This is a genomic window from Streptomyces sp. NPDC056479 (genome assembly GCF_042795335.1).
Taxonomy (GTDB): domain Bacteria; phylum Actinomycetota; class Actinomycetes; order Streptomycetales; family Streptomycetaceae; genus Streptomyces.
The window spans coordinates 329,561-344,814 of sequence record NZ_JBHTRZ010000010.1 but is presented as its reverse complement, the minus strand read 5'-3'; the positions used below and the strand labels follow the sequence as shown (position 1 = coordinate 344,814).

Genomic DNA, 15,254 nt, shown 5'->3' with positions numbered 1-15,254 from the left:
CCTTGAAGCCAGGCCCTACAGCCCCGCGGCCTTCTGCAGCGCCTCGACCCGGTCCGTACGCTCCCAGGTGAACTCGGGCAGCTCACGGCCGAAGTGCCCGTACGCGGCGGTCTGGGCGTAGATCGGGCGCAGCAGGTCCAGGTCCCGGATGATCGCGGCCGGGCGCAGGTCGAAGACCTCGTCGATGGCCTTCTCGATCTTCTCGGTGTCGATCTTGGCCGTGCCGAAGGTCTCGACGAACAGGCCCACCGGCTCGGCCTTGCCGATCGCGTACGCCACCTGCACCTCGCAGCGCGAGGCGAGGCCTGCCGCGACGACGTTCTTGGCGACCCAGCGCATCGCGTACGCCGCCGAACGGTCCACCTTGGACGGGTCCTTGCCGGAGAACGCGCCACCACCGTGGCGGGCCATGCCGCCGTAGGTGTCGATGATGATCTTCCGGCCGGTCAGGCCCGCGTCACCCATCGGACCGCCGATCTCGAAACGACCGGTCGGGTTCACCAGCAGACGGTAGTTCTCGGTGTCCAGCTTGATGCCGTCGTCCAGCAGGGCCTTCAGCTCCGGCTCGACGACGAACTCCCGGATGTCGGGGGCGAGCAGCGAGTCCAGGTCGATGTCGCTCGCGTGCTGCGAGGAGACGACGACCGTGTCCAGACGGACCGCCTTGTCGCCGTCGTACTCGATGGTGACCTGCGTCTTTCCGTCCGGACGCAGGTAGGGGATCGTGCCGTTCTTGCGGACCTCGGACAGGCGCTTGGACAGGCGGTGCGCCAGGAAGATCGGCAGCGGCATCAGGGTGGGCGTCTCGTCCGAGGCGTAGCCGAACATCAGGCCCTGGTCACCGGCACCCTGGCGGTCCAGCTCGTCCTCGTCGCCCTCGACCCGGGTCTCGTACGCGGTGTCCACGCCCTGCGCGATGTCCGGGGACTGCGCGCCGATCGACACCGACACGCCGCAGGAGGCGCCGTCGAAGCCCTTCTTCGAGGAGTCGTAGCCGATCTCGAGGATCTTGTTGCGGACCAGCGTCGCGATGTCCGCGTACGTCTTGGTCGTGACCTCTCCGGCCACGTGCACGAGGCCGGTCGTGATCAGGGTCTCGACGGCGACCCGGGAGGTCGGGTCCTCGCGCAGAAGCGCGTCGAGAATGGTGTCGCTGATCTGGTCAGCGATCTTGTCGGGGTGACCCTCGGTCACGGACTCCGAGGTGAACAGGCGACGGGACACAACGCTCCCTGTGGTTGCAGCGGCTGCTGGCTGATCATTGGCGGACGGGCCTGGGGGCTGCGCCCGGCGTCGTCCGAGGACAGTTTATCTGTCGTGCTCGGTCACAGACCCCCTGTCTCGCCTCTCGGGAGCGCTGTGACCTGCGGCACGGGCATTCTGCCCACTCTCACACACCCTTGACCAGGGACGCCACACCCGAATCGAGGAAGGCTCCAGAGAAGCCCGAGCGCATCAAACAATTCACCCCAACCGTCGCGCCACCAGGTCCCACACGGTTTCGGCCAGGGCCTCCTTGGGCCCGTACGGGACCGGGGTCTCGCTGCCGTCGGCGCCCAGGACGACCGCCTCGTTCTCCTCCGAGCCGAAGGTCTTGCGCTCCCCCACCTCGTTCACCACGAGGAGGTCGCACCCCTTGCGGTCCAGCTTCTTGCGGCCGTTGGCCAGCACGTCGTCCGTCTCGGCGGCGAAGCCGACGATCACCTGGCCGGGGCGGGCGCGGTCGGTGGAGATCTCCGCGAGGATGTCCGGATTACGCACCAGGACGATCGGCTCGGGCTCCTGGTCGTCCTTCTTCTTGATCTTTCCGGCGGCGTACGTAGCCGGGCGGAAGTCGGCGACCGCCGCCGCCATGACCACCGCGTCGGCGTCCGAGGCGGCCTTGAGGACCGCCTCCCGCAGTTGTACGGCCGTGCCGACCCGCACGACGTCCACGCCCGCCGGATCGGCCAGTCCGGTGTTGGCGGACACCAGGGTGACGCGGGCGCCCCGGGCGGCGGCGGTGCGGGCGAGGGCGTAGCCCTGCTTGCCGGAGGAGCGGTTGCCGAGGAAGCGGACGGGGTCGAGGGGCTCGCGCGTGCCGCCGGCGCTGACCACGATGTGCCGGCCCTTGAGGTCCGGCTCGGTGACACCCCGGGCCAGCACACGGCGGCAGACCTCGAAGATCTCCGCGGGCTCGGGCAGCCGGCCCTTGCCGGTGTCGACGCCGGTGAGGCGGCCGACGGCGGGCTCGATGACGACCGCGCCGCGCCGGCGCAGCGTCGCCACGTTCTCCTGAGTGGCCGGGTGCTCCCACATCTCGGTGTGCATGGCGGGGGCGAAGACCACCGGGCAGCGTGCGGTGAGCAGGGTGTTGGTCAGCAGGTCGTCGGCGAGACCGTGTGCCGCCTTGGCGAGGGTGTCGGCCGTGGCCGGGGCGACGACCACCAGGTCGGCGTGCTGGCCGATGCGGACGTGCGGCACCTCGTGGACGTCGTCCCAGACCTCCGTCGAGACGGGGTTGCCGGACAGCGCGGACCAGGTGGCGGCGCCGACGAAGTGCAGGGCGGAGGCGGTGGGCACGACCCGGACGTCATGGCCGGACTCCGTGAGTCTGCGCAGCAGCTCACAGGCCTTGTACGCGGCGATACCACCGCTGACCCCCAGAACGACCTTCGGCTTGTCCACCGGGCCTCCCCACTCGTTGACCGACGACTCCATGCTGCATCACAGCGGGGGACGACCCCCGCACCCCCGAGCAGACCACAGGCCCGACAGTCGCGCTGCCGGGCCTGTGGAAAAGCGAGCTCAAAGCTGAAAATACTACTTACTGCGCCGGACCCTCGACGGCCTCGGACGTCAGCAGACCCGCGTTGATCTCGCGCAGGGCGATCGAGAGCGGCTTCTCGTGCACGTGGGTGTCGACGAGCGGACCGACGTACTCGAGGAGGCCCTCGCCGAGCTGCGAGTAGTACGCGTTGATCTGGCGGGCCCGCTTGGCCGCGTAGATCACGAGGCTGTACTTCGAGTCGGTGGCCTCGAGAAGCTCGTCGATCGGCGGGTTGATGATGCCCTCGGGCGCGGAGATGGAAGAGGACACGCTCTACCTTCCGATGGATGGGAAAGATTCAGTGTGAATGATCAGAGACGATCACACAACGTCCACCAAGGCTAGCAGCTCGCGCGCCACGTCCTCGACGGAGGTGTTGACCAAGGTCATGTCGAACTCCGGCTCGGCCGCCAGCTCGACCTTCGCCGCCTCCAGGCGACGCTCGATCACCTCGGGCTGCTCGGTGCCACGTCCGGTGAGTCTGCGCACGAGCTCCTCCCAGGAGGGAGGGGCGAGGAACACCAGCTGAGCCTCGGCCATGGACTCGCGGACCTGCCGCGCACCCTGGAGGTCGATCTCCAGCAGGACGGGTTCACCGGCCTCCAGCCGCTCCAGCACGGCCGCACGCGGCGTGCCGTAGCGGTTGCCGGCGAACTCGGCCCACTCCAGCAGCTCCCCGTTGGCGATCAGCTTGTCCATCTCGTCGTCGCTGACGAAGAAGTAGTGGACCCCATGCCGCTCGCCGGGGCGGGGCTTGCGGGTCGTCGCCGACACCGAGAGCCAGACCTCGGGGTGTTCCTTGCGCATATGGGCGACGACCGTGCTCTTGCCGACCCCGGAGGGGCCGGAGAGCACGGTCAGCCGCGGACGTTCACTCATGCAGCGATTATTCCAGCAATCCCGGAGTGCCCGGGACTCCCTGTCCCAAGAGCGCGGACTCAGGAGCCGGTGCTGCCGAACTCACGCTCCAGGGAGGCGATCTGGTTCGAGCCGAGACCGCGCACGCGGCGGCTCTCGGAGATGCCGAGTCGCTCCATGATCTGCTTGGCGCGGACCTTGCCCACGCCCGGCAGGGACTCGAGCAGTGCGGAGACCTTCATCTTGCCGATGACGTCGTTCTCCTGGCCCTGCTTGATGACCTCGTGAAGAGAGGCGCCGGAGTGCTTGAGTCGATTCTTGACCTCGGCCCGCTCCCGGCGAGCCGCGGCGGCCTTTTCGAGCGCGGCTGCGCGCTGTTCAGGGGTAAGGGGCGGAAGAGCCACGCCTACGTCACCTCGGATGTCGAACTGTCGGATACGGACCGGTGAGGAACCTAGTCGCCCCACACCTGGGGAGCCACGAGCAACACGCTGCCCGTTCTCCCCCACTGCCTGAAGGGCGTGGGAGGCGCCCTCACTCGTCGGAGACTAGCGGCCAAGTCCGCCAGAGTCAGCGAGAACAGCGGAAAAGTCCTGGTCAGCCTCCGTCAGGCCGGACATTTAGGACATAATGCCCCGGATTTGAGGATGTATTCAGACTCAAGTCGTCCGCCGACCACGCATCCGAGGACTCTCCGACCGGCTCGAACGCCTCTGACGACGGTCAGGCACCCGTCACAGCGTCAGTGATCTCATCGGCGAAGCGTGACGCGGCCTCACGCAGCGCGACGATGTCCGGCCCGTGCCGCAGCACACCCCGGCTGACGTTCGGGACGACATTGCGCACCGCGGCGCCGAAGACACGCGGCAGATCCGCCGGTGTGGCGCCCTGGGCTCCGATGCCGGGGGCGAGGAGCGGACCGTTGATCGAGAGGTCGTAGGTCGACAGGTCGCCGAGCGTGGCGCCGACGACCGCTCCGAAGGAGCCCAAGGGCTGCTCGCCCTCGTTCTCGGCCGCCAGATGGGCGAGCATCGTCGCGCCGACGCTGCGACCGTCGGCGCGGATCGCGTGCTGCACCTCGCCGCCCTCCGGGTTCGAGGTCAGCGCGAGCACGAAGAGGCCCGAGCCGCTCTCCCGCGCGAGTGCGATCGCCGGGGAGAGCGAGCCGTAGCCGAGGTACGGCGAGACGGTGAGAGCGTCCGAGAACAGCGGGGAGTCCTTGCGCAGGAAGGACTCGGCGTACGCGGCCATCGTCGAGCCGATGTCGCCGCGCTTGGCGTCCATCACCACCAGGGCACCGGCCGCCCGCGCCTCCTCCACCGACTTCTCCAGGACGGCGACACCGCGCGACCCGAAGCGCTCGAAGAACGCGCTCTGCGGCTTGAGCACGGCGACCCGGTCGGCCATCGCCTCGACGACCGTACGGCTGAACCTCTCCAGGCCGGCCACATCGTCGTTCAGGCCCCACTCCGCGAGGAGAGAGGCGTGCGGGTCGATGCCGACGCACAGGGGGCCGCGCTCGTCCATGGCGTGGCGCAGTCGTGTACCGAAGGACTCGGTCATGCCGTCTTCCTCACGTCGGCGCCGACCGCGTCGGCGAGGGTGGCGTACGGGCTGGTGCGCAGGCGCGCGGCGAGCCCCTTGTGGATGGCACGGCCCCAGAAGGGCCCCTCGTAGATGAACGCGCTGTATCCCTGCACGAGGGTGGCACCGGCGAGGATGCGCTGCCAGGCGTCCTCGGCGTTCTCGATGCCGCCGACGCCCACGAGGGTGATCCGGTCGCCCACGCGCGCGTAGAGGCGCCTGAGCACCTCCAGGGAGCGCGCCTTCAAGGGCGCCCCGGAGAGACCGCCGGTCTCCTTGACCAGCGAGGGTTCGGATTTCAAACCGAGACTCTCGCGCGCGATGGTGGTGTTCGTGGCGATGATCCCGTCCAGGCCGAGCTCGACGGCCAGGTCGGCGACGGCGTCGACGTCCTCGTCGGCGAGATCCGGCGCGATCTTCACCAGCAGCGGCACACGGCGGTCGGACACCGTACGGTCGGCGGCCTCGCGGACGGCGCTCAGGAGCGGCCTCAGGGCCTCCGTGGCCTGCAGATTGCGCAGGCCGGGCGTGTTGGGCGAGGAGACGTTGACGACCAGGTAGTCGGCGTACGGCGCCAGCCGCTCCGTCGACTTCACGTAGTCGCCGACGGCCTCCTCCTCCGGGACGACCTTGGTCTTGCCGATGTTGACGCCGACGACGGTCCTGAAGACCGCCTCACGGGACGCCAGACGGGCCGCCACGGCGAGCGAACCCTCGTTGTTGAAGCCCATGCGGTTGATCAGCGCACGGTCCTTCACGAGGCGGAACAGCCGCTTCCTGGGATTGCCGGGCTGCGCCTCCCCGGTCACCGTGCCGATCTCGACATGGTCGAAGCCCAGCATCGACATGCCGTCGATCGCGACCGCGTTCTTGTCGAAGCCCGCGGCGAGCCCGAAGGGGCCGTGCATACGCAGACCGAAGGCCTCCGTGCGCAGCTCCTCGTGGCGGGGCGCGAGTGCGGCGGCGACGAACGTGCGCAGTACGGGGATGCGGACGGCGAGGCGGATCCAGCGGAAGGCCAGGTAGTGGGCCTTCTCGGGGTCCATTCGTTTGAAGACGAGGTTGAAGAAGATCTTGTACATGGTGTCCTCATGAAGAGGGGGACACCGTCTCCGGTGTCCCCCTCAGGGCTGCTAGTCGCGGGCCGCGGTCAGATGCTCGGCGTGTTCCTGCAGTGAACGCACGCCCACGTCACCGTGGTTGAGGGCGTCGATGCCCTGGACGGCGGCGGCGAGCGCCTGGACCGTCGTCAGGCAGGGCACGGACCGCGCCACGGCCGCCGTACGGATGTCGTAGCCGTCGAGGCGGCCGCCGGTGCCGTAGGGGGTGTTGACGATGAGGTCGACCTCGCCGTCGTGGATGAGCTGGACGATGGTCTTCTCGCCGTTCGGGCCGGTGCCCTCGGACTGCTTGCGCACGACGGTGGCGTTTATGCCGTTGCGCTTGAGCACCTCGGCCGTGCCGGACGTGGCGAGCAGTTCGAAGCCGTGGGCGACCAGTTCACGAGCCGGGAAGATCATCGAGCGCTTGTCGCGGTTGGCCACCGAGATGAAGGCGCGGCCCTTGGTGGGCAGCGGGCCGTAGGCGCCCGCCTGCGACTTGGCGTACGCCGTGCCGAAGACGGAGTCGATGCCCATGACCTCGCCGGTGGAACGCATCTCCGGGCCGAGGACGGTGTCGACGCCACGCCCCTGGATGTCACGGAAGCGCGACCACGGCATGACGGCCTCCTTGACGGAGATCGGCGCGTCGAGCGGGAGCTCACCGCCGTCGCCGTTCGCCGGCAGGAGACCCTCGGCGCGCAGCTCGGCGATGGTCGAGCCCAGCGAGATCCGGGCGGCGGCCTTGGCCAGCGGCACCGCGGTCGCCTTCGAGGTGAAGGGGACCGTACGGGACGCGCGCGGGTTGGCCTCCAGGACGTACAGGATGTCGCCGGCCATCGCGAACTGGATGTTGATCAGGCCGCGCACGCCGACGCCCTTGGCGATGGCCTCCGTGGAGGCCCGCAGGCGCTTGATGTCGAAGCCGCCGAGCGTGATCGGGGGCAGGGCGCACGCCGAGTCGCCGGAGTGGATGCCGGCCTCCTCGATGTGCTCCATGACGCCGCCGAGGTAGAGCTCCTCGCCGTCGTAGAGGGCGTCGACGTCGATCTCGATGGCGTCGTCCAGGAACCGGTCGACGAGGACCGGCCGCGAGGGGCTGATCTCGGTCGACTCGGCGATGTAGGACTCCAGCCGGGTCTCGTCGTAGACGATCTCCATGCCGCGGCCACCGAGGACGTACGACGGCCGCACCAGCACCGGGTAGCCGATCTCGTCGGCGATGGCCTTGGCGCCGGCGAACGTGGTCGCGGTGCCGTGCTTGGGGGCCGGCAGGCCCGCCTCGGCCAGGACCCGCCCGAAGGCGCCCCGGTCCTCGGCGGCGTGGATGGCCTCCGGGGAGGTGCCGACGATCGGCACGCCGTTGTCCTTCAGCGCCTGCGACAGACCCAGCGGGGTCTGGCCGCCCAGCTGGACCACCACGCCCGCCACCGGACCGGCCTGCTGCTCCGCGTGGACGATCTCCAGCACGTCCTCCAGCGTCAGCGGCTCGAAGTACAGCCGGTCGGAGGTGTCGTAGTCGGTGGAGACGGTCTCCGGGTTGCAGTTGACCATCACGGTCTCGTACCCGGCGTCGCTCAGCGCGAAGGAGGCGTGGACGCAGGAGTAGTCGAACTCGATGCCCTGGCCGATGCGGTTGGGACCGGAGCCCAGGATGATGACGGCCGGCTTCTCGCGGGGGGCGACCTCGGTCTCCTCGTCGTAGGAGGAGTAGAAGTACGGCGTCCGCGCGGCGAACTCGGCGGCGCAGGTGTCGACCGTCTTGTAGACCGGCCGGATGCCCAGCGCGTGCCGCACCTCGCGCACGACGTCCTCGCGCAGCCCGCGGATCTCGCCGATCTGCTGGTCGGAGAAGCCGTGCCGCTTGGCCTCGGCGAGCAGCTCCGGGGTGAGCTTCGCGGCCTCGGCGATCTCGTCGGCGATCTCCTTGATGAGGAAGAGCTGGTCGACGAACCAGGGGTCGATCTTCGTGTACTCGAAGACCTCCTCCTGGGTGGCGCCCGCGCGGATGGCCCCCATGACGGCGTTGATACGGCCGTCCGTGGGCCGCACGGCCTCGCGCAGCAGCTCCTCCTTGTCGCCGGGCTCGCCGACGAAGGTGAACTGGCTGCCCTTCTTCTCCAGCGAGCGCAGCGCCTTCTGGAAGGCCTCGGTGAAGTTGCGGCCGATGGCCATGGCCTCACCGACGGACTTCATGGTGGTCGTCAGCGTCGAGTCGGCCTGCGGGAACTTCTCGAAGGCGAAGCGCGGCGCCTTCACGACCACGTAGTCGAGCGTCGGCTCGAAGGAGGCCGGGGTCTCCTGCGTGATGTCGTTCGGGATCTCGTCGAGGGTGTAGCCGACCGCCAGCTTGGCGGCGATCTTGGCGATCGGGAAGCCCGTCGCCTTGGACGCGAGGGCCGACGAACGCGACACGCGCGGGTTCATCTCGATGACGATCACACGACCGTCCTCGGGGTTCACCGCGAACTGGATGTTGCAGCCGCCGGTGTCGACGCCGACCTCGCGGATGACGGCGATGCCGATGTCGCGCAGGGTCTGGTACTCGCGGTCGGTCAGCGTCATCGCGGGCGCGACGGTGATCGAGTCACCGGTGTGCACGCCCATCGGGTCGAAGTTCTCGATGGAGCAGACGACCACGACGTTGTCGTGCTTGTCGCGCATCAGCTCCAGCTCGTACTCCTTCCAGCCGAGGATGGACTCCTCCAGGAGCACCTCGGTGGTGGGAGAGAGGGTCAGGCCCTGGCCGGCGATGCGGCGCAGCTCTTCCTCGTCGTGGGCGAAGCCGGAGCCGGCGCCGCCCATGGTGAACGAGGGCCGGACCACGACCGGGTAGCCGCCGAGCGTGTCGACGCCCGCGAGAACGTCCTCCATGGAGTGGCAGATGACCGAGCGGGCGGACTCGCCGTGCCCGATCTTCTGGCGGACGGCCTCGACGACGCCCTTGAAGAGGTCGCGGTCCTCGCCCTTGTTGATGGCCTCGACGTTGGCGCCGATCAGCTCGACGCCGTACTTCTCCAGGGTGCCCGCCTCGTGCAGCGAGATCGCGGTGTTGAGGGCCGTCTGGCCGCCCAGCGTGGGCAGCAGGGTGTCCGGCCGCTCCTTGGCGATGATCTTCTCGACGAACTCCGGGGTGATCGGCTCGACGTACGTGGCGTCGGCGATCTCCGGGTCGGTCATGATCGTCGCCGGGTTGGAGTTCACGAGGATGACGCGCAGGCCCTCGGACTTCAGGACACGGCACGCCTGCGTGCCGGAGTAGTCGAACTCGGCGGCCTGGCCGATGACGATCGGGCCGGAGCCGATGACCAGGACGGACTGGATATCGGTGCGCTTAGGCACGCTGGCCCTCCATCAGGGAAACGAAGCGGTCGAACAGGTAGGCGGCGTCGTGCGGACCCGCTGCCGCTTCGGGGTGGTACTGGACGCTGAAGGCCGGCTTGTCGAGGAGCTGGAGGCCCTCCACCACGTTGTCGTTGAGGCAGACGTGGGAGACCTCGGCGCGGCCGTAGGGGGTCTCGGAGACCTTGTCGAGCGGGGCGTCCACGGCGAAGCCGTGGTTGTGCGCGGTGACCTCAACCTTGCCGGTGGTGCGGTCCTGCACCGGCTGGTTGATGCCGCGGTGGCCGTACTTCAGCTTGTAGGTGCCGAAGCCGAGCGCGCGGCCCAGGATCTGGTTGCCGAAGCAGATGCCGAAGAGCGGGGTGCCGCGCTCCAGGACGGCCTGCATCACGGAGACCGGGTGATCGGCGGTGGCCGGGTCGCCGGGGCCGTTGGAGAAGAACACACCGTCCGGGTTCACGGCGAAGACGTCCTCGGCGGTCGCCGTCGCGGGCAGCACGTGCACCTCGATGCCGCGCTCGGCCATCCGGTGCGGCGTCATGCCCTTGATGCCGAGGTCGACGGCGGCGACGGTGAACTTCTTCTCGCCGATCGCCGGGACGACGTACGTCTCCTTGGTGGCGACCTCGGCGGAGAGGTCGGCGCCCTTCATCTCGGGGGCCTGGCGGACCTCGGTGAGCATGGTGCCCTCGTCGGGCAGCGCGTTGCCGGAGAAGATGCCGACGCGCATGGCGCCGCGCTCGCGCAGATGGCGGGTGAGCGCGCGGGTGTCGATGCCGGAGATCCCGACGACGCCCTGGTGGCGCAGTTCGTCGTCCAGCGAGCGGCGGGAGCGCCAGTTGGACGGCACGCGCGCGGGGTCGCGCACGACGTACCCGGCGACCCAGATCTGCCGGGACTCGGGGTCCTCGTCGTTGACGCCGGTGTTGCCGACGTGCGGGGCGGTCATGACGACGACCTGGCGGTGGTACGACGGGTCGGTGAGGGTCTCCTGGTAGCCGGTCATGCCGGTGGAGAACACGGCCTCGCCGAAGGTCACCCCCACGGCCCCGTAGGCGCGGCCGCGGAAGATCCGGCCGTCCTCCAGGACGAGTACTGCGGGAACCTTGGCGGCTCCCCTTGTGGAGGTCGTCATCGTTCGGCGCCTTCCGTGCTGTTGTTGTTGATCATGGAGTTAATGACGTCGACCCACTCGTTGTGCTCGGCCGCGTGGTCCGAACGGAAGCCGGAGTCGATCAGCCGCTCGCCGTGCGCCCAGGTCACGATGAGCAGTCCGCCCTCGGTCAGGACCTTGCCGGCGATGCCCTTGTCGAGCCGGGCCTCGCGCAGCTGTGCGGTCGGGACGAAGAAGTCGGTCGCGCCGGGGCGTACGACGTCCAGTCCCGCGTCCGTCAGCGTGAGCTCGACCCGGCTGCGGGTGCCGAGGCCGTGCGCCACGATGCGGTCCAGCCACTGACCGGCGGTGGTGGAGCCGTGGTAGCGGCCGCTCATGCTCAGTCTCGCCGGGCCGGGGTCGTCCGGCGCGCTGGGCAGCTCGGGCAGGTCGCCCTGGAGCGTGCCGCGCCACTTCCAGCCCTCGCGCATCAGCCAGTAGACGAGCGCGATGAAGAGGACGAGTCCGACGACCCAGCCGATGCGGGCGGCCCAGTCGGTCACTTCGGCCGACTTCTCCTCGGCCGCGAGTCCGGTGCCGGCTGCGAGCAGTGTTGCAGGTGTCACGTGAGCTTCCCGTCGACGAGCGTGGCCTTGCCCCGCAGCCACGTGTGCGTCACACGGCCCGGCAGCTCACGCCCCTGGTACGGGGTGTTGCGGCTGCGCGAGGCGAAGCCTGCGGGGTCCACGGACCCACGGTATTCCGTGTCGACGAGCGTGAGGTTGGCGGGCTCACCAGCCGAGACGGGACGACCGTGCCCCTTCGCCTGCCCGATCTGCGCGGGCTTGACGGACATGCGCTCGGCGACCCCGGCCCAGGTGAGGAGCCCGGTGTCCACCATGGTCTCCTGCACCACCGACAGGGCGGTCTCCAGTCCGACCATCCCCATGGCGGCCGCGGCCCACTCGCAGTCCTTGTCCTCGTGCGGGTGCGGGGCGTGGTCGGTGGCGACGATGTCGATCGTGCCGTCGGCGAGCGCCTCGCGCAGCGCCATGACGTCACGTTCGGTCCGCAGCGGCGGGTTGACCTTGTAGACCGGGTTGTAGGTGCGCACCAGTTCGTCGGTGAGGAGCAGGTGGTGCGGGGTGACCTCGGCGGTGACGTCGATGCCGCGGGACTTGGCCCAGCGCACGATCTCCACCGAGCCGGCGGTCGACAGGTGGCAGATGTGGACGCGCGAGCCGACGTGCTCGGCGAGCAGGACGTCCCGGGCGATGATCGATTCCTCGGCCACCGCCGGCCAGCCGCCGAGGCCCAGCTCGGCGGAGACGACGCCCTCGTTCATCTGGGCGCCCTCGGTCAGCCGCGGCTCCTGCGCGTGCTGGGCGACGACCCCGCCGAAGGCCTTCACGTACTCCAGCGCGCGGCGCATGATCACGGCGTCGTCGACGCACTTGCCGTCGTCGGAGAAGACGGTGACACCGGCGGCCGACTCGTGCATGGCGCCCAGCTCGGCGAGCTTCTTGCCGTCCAGGCCGACAGTGACGGCGCCGATCGGCTGGACGTCGCAGTAGCCGTGCTCCTGGCCGAGCCGGTAGACCTGCTCGACGACACCGGCGGTGTCGGCGACCGGGAAGGTGTTGGCCATGGCGAACACGGCCGTGAAGCCGCCGGAGGCCGCCGCGCGGGTGCCGGTCAGCACCGTCTCGGAGTCCTCGCGGCCGGGCTCACGCAGATGCGTGTGCAGGTCGACCAGGCCCGGCAGCAGCACCTTGCCGGCCGCCTCGACGACCTGGGCACCCTCGTCCGAGAGCCCCCCCGTGCCGACGGCCTCGATGACGGCGCCGTCGATCAGCACGTCCTGCGGCTCGCCGCCGAGCACCTTCGCACCACGGATCAGGATCTTGCTCATGTGTCTTACTTCTCCTCGGTACGGGTGTGCGTGACGGCGGGCTCGTTGCCCCCGAGCAGCAGGTACAGAACGGCCATCCGGATGGAGACTCCGTTTGCGACCTGCTCGATGGCGGTGCAGCGCTCGGAGTCGGCTACCTCGGCGGTGATCTCCATGCCGCGGACCATCGGGCCGGGGTGCATCACGATGGCGTGCTCGGGCATCCGCGCCATGCGGTCGCCGTCCAGGCCGTAGCGCCGCGAGTACTCGCGCTCGGTCGGGAAGAACGCGGCGTTCATCCGCTCGCGCTGCACGCGCAGCATCATCACCGCGTCGGACTTGGGAAGCGTGCTGTCGAGGTCGTACGAGACCTCGCAGGGCCAGGTCTCGACGCCGACCGGCACCAGGGTCGGCGGGGCGACCAGGGTGACCTCGGCCCCGAGGGTGTGCAGCAGGTCGACGTTGGAGCGGGCGACCCGGCTGTGCAGGACGTCGCCGACGATCGTGATGCGCCTGCCGTCGAGGTCCTGCCCTATCCCGGCGTCCCGGCCGACGAGCCGGCGCCGCATCGTGAAGGCGTCCAACAGGGCCTGGGTGGGGTGCTGGTGGGTGCCGTCGCCGGCGTTGATCACGGCCGCGTCGATCCAGCCCGAGTTGGCGAGGCGGTACGGCGCTCCGGAGGCGCCGTGCCGGATGACGACGGCGTCGACACCCATGGCCTCCAGGGTCTGGGCGGTGTCCTTCAGGGACTCGCCCTTGGACACGCTCGACCCCTTGGCGGTGAAGTTGATGACGTCCGCCGACAGCCGCTTCTCGGCGGCCTCGAAAGAGATACGCGTGCGCGTGGAGTCCTCGAAGAAGAGGTTCACGACGGTACGGCCGCGCAGGGTCGGCAACTTCTTGATCGGCCGGTCGGCGACCCGGGCCATCTCCTCGGCGGTGTCGAGGATCAGGACGGCGTCGTCGCGGGTGAGGTCGGCGGCCGAGATGAGATGACGCTGCATCTGTCAGGCTCCGTAAGGCAGTTAATTCAGGAAGAATCGGGGCAGACGGGTGCGCACCAGAGCGCACTCAGCGGGCGTACGACAGCGGCGTACGCCGTGGGCGCTACTGGGAGGTCTGCTTGGCACCGAGCAGCACGGTGTCCCGACCGTCCTCCTCGGCGAGCTGGACCTTGACCGTCTCCCGCAGCGACGTGGGGATGTTCTTGCCGACGTAGTCGGCGCGGATGGGCAGTTCGCGGTGGCCCCGGTCGACGAGCACCGCGAGCTGGACCGCGCGCGGCCTGCCGATGTCGTTCAGGGCGTCGAGGGCGGCCCGGATGGTGCGGCCGGAGAAGAGGACGTCGTCGACCAGGATGACGAGGCGGCCGTCGATGCCGTCACCGGGGATCTCGGTGCGGGCGAGCGCACGCGGCGGGTGCATGCGCAGGTCGTCGCGGTACATCGTGATGTCGAGCGAGCCGACCGGCATCTTGCGCTCGGTGATCTCCTCGAGCTTGGCGGCGAGCCGCTGGGCGAGGAAGACGCCTCGGGTGGGGATGCCGAGGAGCACCACGTCGTCGGCGCCCTTGGCGCGTTCGACGATCTCGTGGGCGATGCGGGTCAACACCCGCGCGATGTCAGGGCCTTCGAGAACGGGCCTGGCGTCGGACGCTTGCGTGTCCTGGTGCCTGTCCATACGAAAAGGACCTCCTTCTCCGCCTCACGGGACGGACCTTAAAGGACGTCTGGTTTGCGCCATCCACCGTAGCAGGCCATCCGGGCGCGTCTCATCACCCCCTTGGCTCAATCGGCCACCGCCGGCACGGAAGCGTCGGTGTGGACCATTCGGCTTGACGCGCCAGAGTAACGCTGCGTAACCTCACAGTGAGTTACCAACCGCGCGGCATGGAACCCAAGCCACGCCGCGTCGACACAGTGTCCGGGGAGCTATATGTCCAGCGAATACGCCAAACAGCTCGGGGCCAAACTCCGGGCCATCCGCACCCAGCAGGGCCTTTCCCTCCACGGTGTCGAGGAGAAGTCCCAGGGACGCTGGAAGGCCGTCGTGGTCGGTTCGTACGAGCGCGGTGACCGCGCCGTGACCGTGCAGCGCCTCGCCGAGTTGGCGGATTTCTACGGCGTTCCGGTGCAGGAGCTGCTGCCGGGCACCACGCCGGGCGGGGCCGCCGAGCCGCCGCCGAAGCTGGTCCTGGACCTGGAGCGGCTCGCCCATGTGCCGGCCGAGAAGGCGGGTCCCCTGCAGCGCTATGCCGCGACCATCCAGTCGCAGCGCGGTGACTACAACGGCAAGGTGCTCTCGATCCGCCAGGACGACCTGCGCACACTCGCCGTCATCTACGACCAGTCGCCCTCGGTCCTCACCGAGCAGCTGATCAGCTGGGGCGTGCTGGACGCGGACGCGCGCCGCGCGGTCTCGCACGCCGACGAGGGCTGAGCCCTCCACGACTGAGCAGAAACGTACCGGCGGGGGGGGGGGGGGGAGGGGGGGGGGGGGGAGCGCGAAGGGGGTGTGGTGGGCCGGGGGGGACCAGGGGGGGAGAGAAGAGAAGGGGGGGATACAAAAGGCTCCATG

Annotated in this window: 14 protein-coding genes; 1 reads left to right on the top strand and 13 read right to left on the bottom strand. The window is 69.4% G+C overall.

What is annotated here, in order from left to right; translation table 11 throughout:
• Window positions 1–15: 15 nt before the first annotated feature.
• The 13 genes from metK to pyrR form a co-directional block, all read right to left on the bottom strand.
• Window positions 16–1,224: a methionine adenosyltransferase gene (gene metK / locus ACFQ6S_RS35305; RefSeq protein ID WP_383418838.1), complete on the bottom strand. Its 1,209-nt coding sequence runs from the start codon at window positions 1,222–1,224 to the stop codon at window positions 16–18.
• Between the two features lie 240 nt (window positions 1,225–1,464).
• Window positions 1,465–2,667 (bottom strand): bifunctional phosphopantothenoylcysteine decarboxylase/phosphopantothenate--cysteine ligase CoaBC, encoded by a 1,203-nt coding sequence (coaBC, locus tag ACFQ6S_RS35300; protein WP_383418836.1) that lies wholly within the window; start codon window positions 2,665–2,667, stop codon window positions 1,465–1,467.
• A 139-nt stretch (window positions 2,668–2,806) separates the two neighbouring features.
• On the bottom strand, window positions 2,807–3,079 hold the full coding sequence (gene rpoZ / locus ACFQ6S_RS35295; RefSeq protein ID WP_003988945.1) for a DNA-directed RNA polymerase subunit omega: 273 nt from the start codon (window positions 3,077–3,079) through the stop codon (window positions 2,807–2,809).
• A gap of 51 nt (window positions 3,080–3,130) precedes the next feature.
• Window positions 3,131–3,688, bottom strand: a complete 558-nt coding sequence (gene gmk, locus ACFQ6S_RS35290) for a guanylate kinase (protein WP_383418834.1) — start codon at window positions 3,686–3,688, stop codon at window positions 3,131–3,133.
• Between the two features lie 59 nt (window positions 3,689–3,747).
• Window positions 3,748–4,071 carry an integration host factor gene (locus ACFQ6S_RS35285; protein ID WP_003977346.1) on the bottom strand — a complete coding sequence of 108 codons (324 nt, stop codon included), beginning with the start codon at window positions 4,069–4,071 and terminating at the stop codon, window positions 3,748–3,750.
• A gap of 319 nt (window positions 4,072–4,390) precedes the next feature.
• The gene (pyrF, locus tag ACFQ6S_RS35280; protein WP_383418832.1) at window positions 4,391–5,230 is read right to left on the bottom strand and encodes an orotidine-5'-phosphate decarboxylase; all 840 of its coding nucleotides are present in this window, start codon (window positions 5,228–5,230) and stop codon (window positions 4,391–4,393) included.
• Window positions 5,227–6,333 carry a quinone-dependent dihydroorotate dehydrogenase gene (locus ACFQ6S_RS35275; RefSeq protein ID WP_383418830.1) on the bottom strand — a complete coding sequence of 369 codons (1,107 nt, stop codon included), beginning with the start codon at window positions 6,331–6,333 and terminating at the stop codon, window positions 5,227–5,229. Before ACFQ6S_RS35275 ends, pyrF begins: the two co-directional genes overlap by 4 nt.
• Before the next feature lie 51 nt (window positions 6,334–6,384).
• On the bottom strand, window positions 6,385–9,693 hold the full coding sequence (gene carB, locus ACFQ6S_RS35270; RefSeq protein WP_383418828.1) for a carbamoyl-phosphate synthase large subunit: 3,309 nt from the start codon (window positions 9,691–9,693) through the stop codon (window positions 6,385–6,387).
• On the bottom strand, window positions 9,686–10,828 hold the full coding sequence (gene carA, locus ACFQ6S_RS35265; RefSeq protein WP_383418826.1) for a glutamine-hydrolyzing carbamoyl-phosphate synthase small subunit: 1,143 nt from the start codon (window positions 10,826–10,828) through the stop codon (window positions 9,686–9,688). Before carA ends, carB begins: the two co-directional genes overlap by 8 nt.
• Complete coding sequence (locus ACFQ6S_RS35260; RefSeq protein WP_383418824.1) at window positions 10,825–11,412, bottom strand: hypothetical protein; 588 nt, start codon at window positions 11,410–11,412, stop codon at window positions 10,825–10,827. Before ACFQ6S_RS35260 ends, carA begins: the two co-directional genes overlap by 4 nt.
• Complete coding sequence (locus tag ACFQ6S_RS35255) at window positions 11,409–12,698, bottom strand: dihydroorotase (RefSeq protein ID WP_383418822.1); 1,290 nt, start codon at window positions 12,696–12,698, stop codon at window positions 11,409–11,411. Before ACFQ6S_RS35255 ends, ACFQ6S_RS35260 begins: the two co-directional genes overlap by 4 nt.
• Before the next feature lie 5 nt (window positions 12,699–12,703).
• Window positions 12,704–13,681: an aspartate carbamoyltransferase catalytic subunit gene (locus ACFQ6S_RS35250; RefSeq protein WP_383418820.1), complete on the bottom strand. Its 978-nt coding sequence runs from the start codon at window positions 13,679–13,681 to the stop codon at window positions 12,704–12,706.
• A 103-nt stretch (window positions 13,682–13,784) separates the two neighbouring features.
• A complete protein-coding gene (gene pyrR, locus ACFQ6S_RS35245; RefSeq protein ID WP_383418818.1) occupies window positions 13,785–14,357 on the bottom strand; it encodes a bifunctional pyr operon transcriptional regulator/uracil phosphoribosyltransferase PyrR in 573 nt (190 codons plus the stop codon).
• A gap of 255 nt (window positions 14,358–14,612) precedes the next feature.
• Here pyrR and bldD point away from each other — a divergent pair, with 255 nt between their 5' ends.
• Window positions 14,613–15,116, top strand: a complete 504-nt coding sequence (bldD, locus tag ACFQ6S_RS35240; RefSeq protein ID WP_007491469.1) for a transcriptional regulator BldD — start codon at window positions 14,613–14,615, stop codon at window positions 15,114–15,116.
• Window positions 15,117–15,254 lie beyond the last annotated feature (138 nt).

Excerpts from the sequence above, each read along its gene's own strand:
- ACFQ6S_RS35250 (WP_383418820.1), bottom strand. The coding sequence starts at position 13,681 with ATGCAGCGTCATCTCATCTCGGCCGCCGACCTCACCCGCGACGACGCC.
- gmk (WP_383418834.1), bottom strand. The coding sequence starts at position 3,688 with ATGAGTGAACGTCCGCGGCTGACCGTGCTCTCCGGCCCCTCCGGGGTC.
- carA (WP_383418826.1), bottom strand. The coding sequence starts at position 10,828 with ATGACGACCTCCACAAGGGGAGCCGCCAAGGTTCCCGCAGTACTCGTC.
- ACFQ6S_RS35275 (WP_383418830.1), bottom strand. The coding sequence starts at position 6,333 with ATGTACAAGATCTTCTTCAACCTCGTCTTCAAACGAATGGACCCCGAG.
- pyrF (WP_383418832.1), bottom strand. The coding sequence starts at position 5,230 with ATGACCGAGTCCTTCGGTACACGACTGCGCCACGCCATGGACGAGCGC.
- pyrR (WP_383418818.1), bottom strand. The coding sequence starts at position 14,357 with ATGGACAGGCACCAGGACACGCAAGCGTCCGACGCCAGGCCCGTTCTC.
- bldD (WP_007491469.1), top strand. The coding sequence starts at position 14,613 with ATGTCCAGCGAATACGCCAAACAGCTCGGGGCCAAACTCCGGGCCATC.
- ACFQ6S_RS35255 (WP_383418822.1), bottom strand. The coding sequence starts at position 12,698 with ATGAGCAAGATCCTGATCCGTGGTGCGAAGGTGCTCGGCGGCGAGCCG.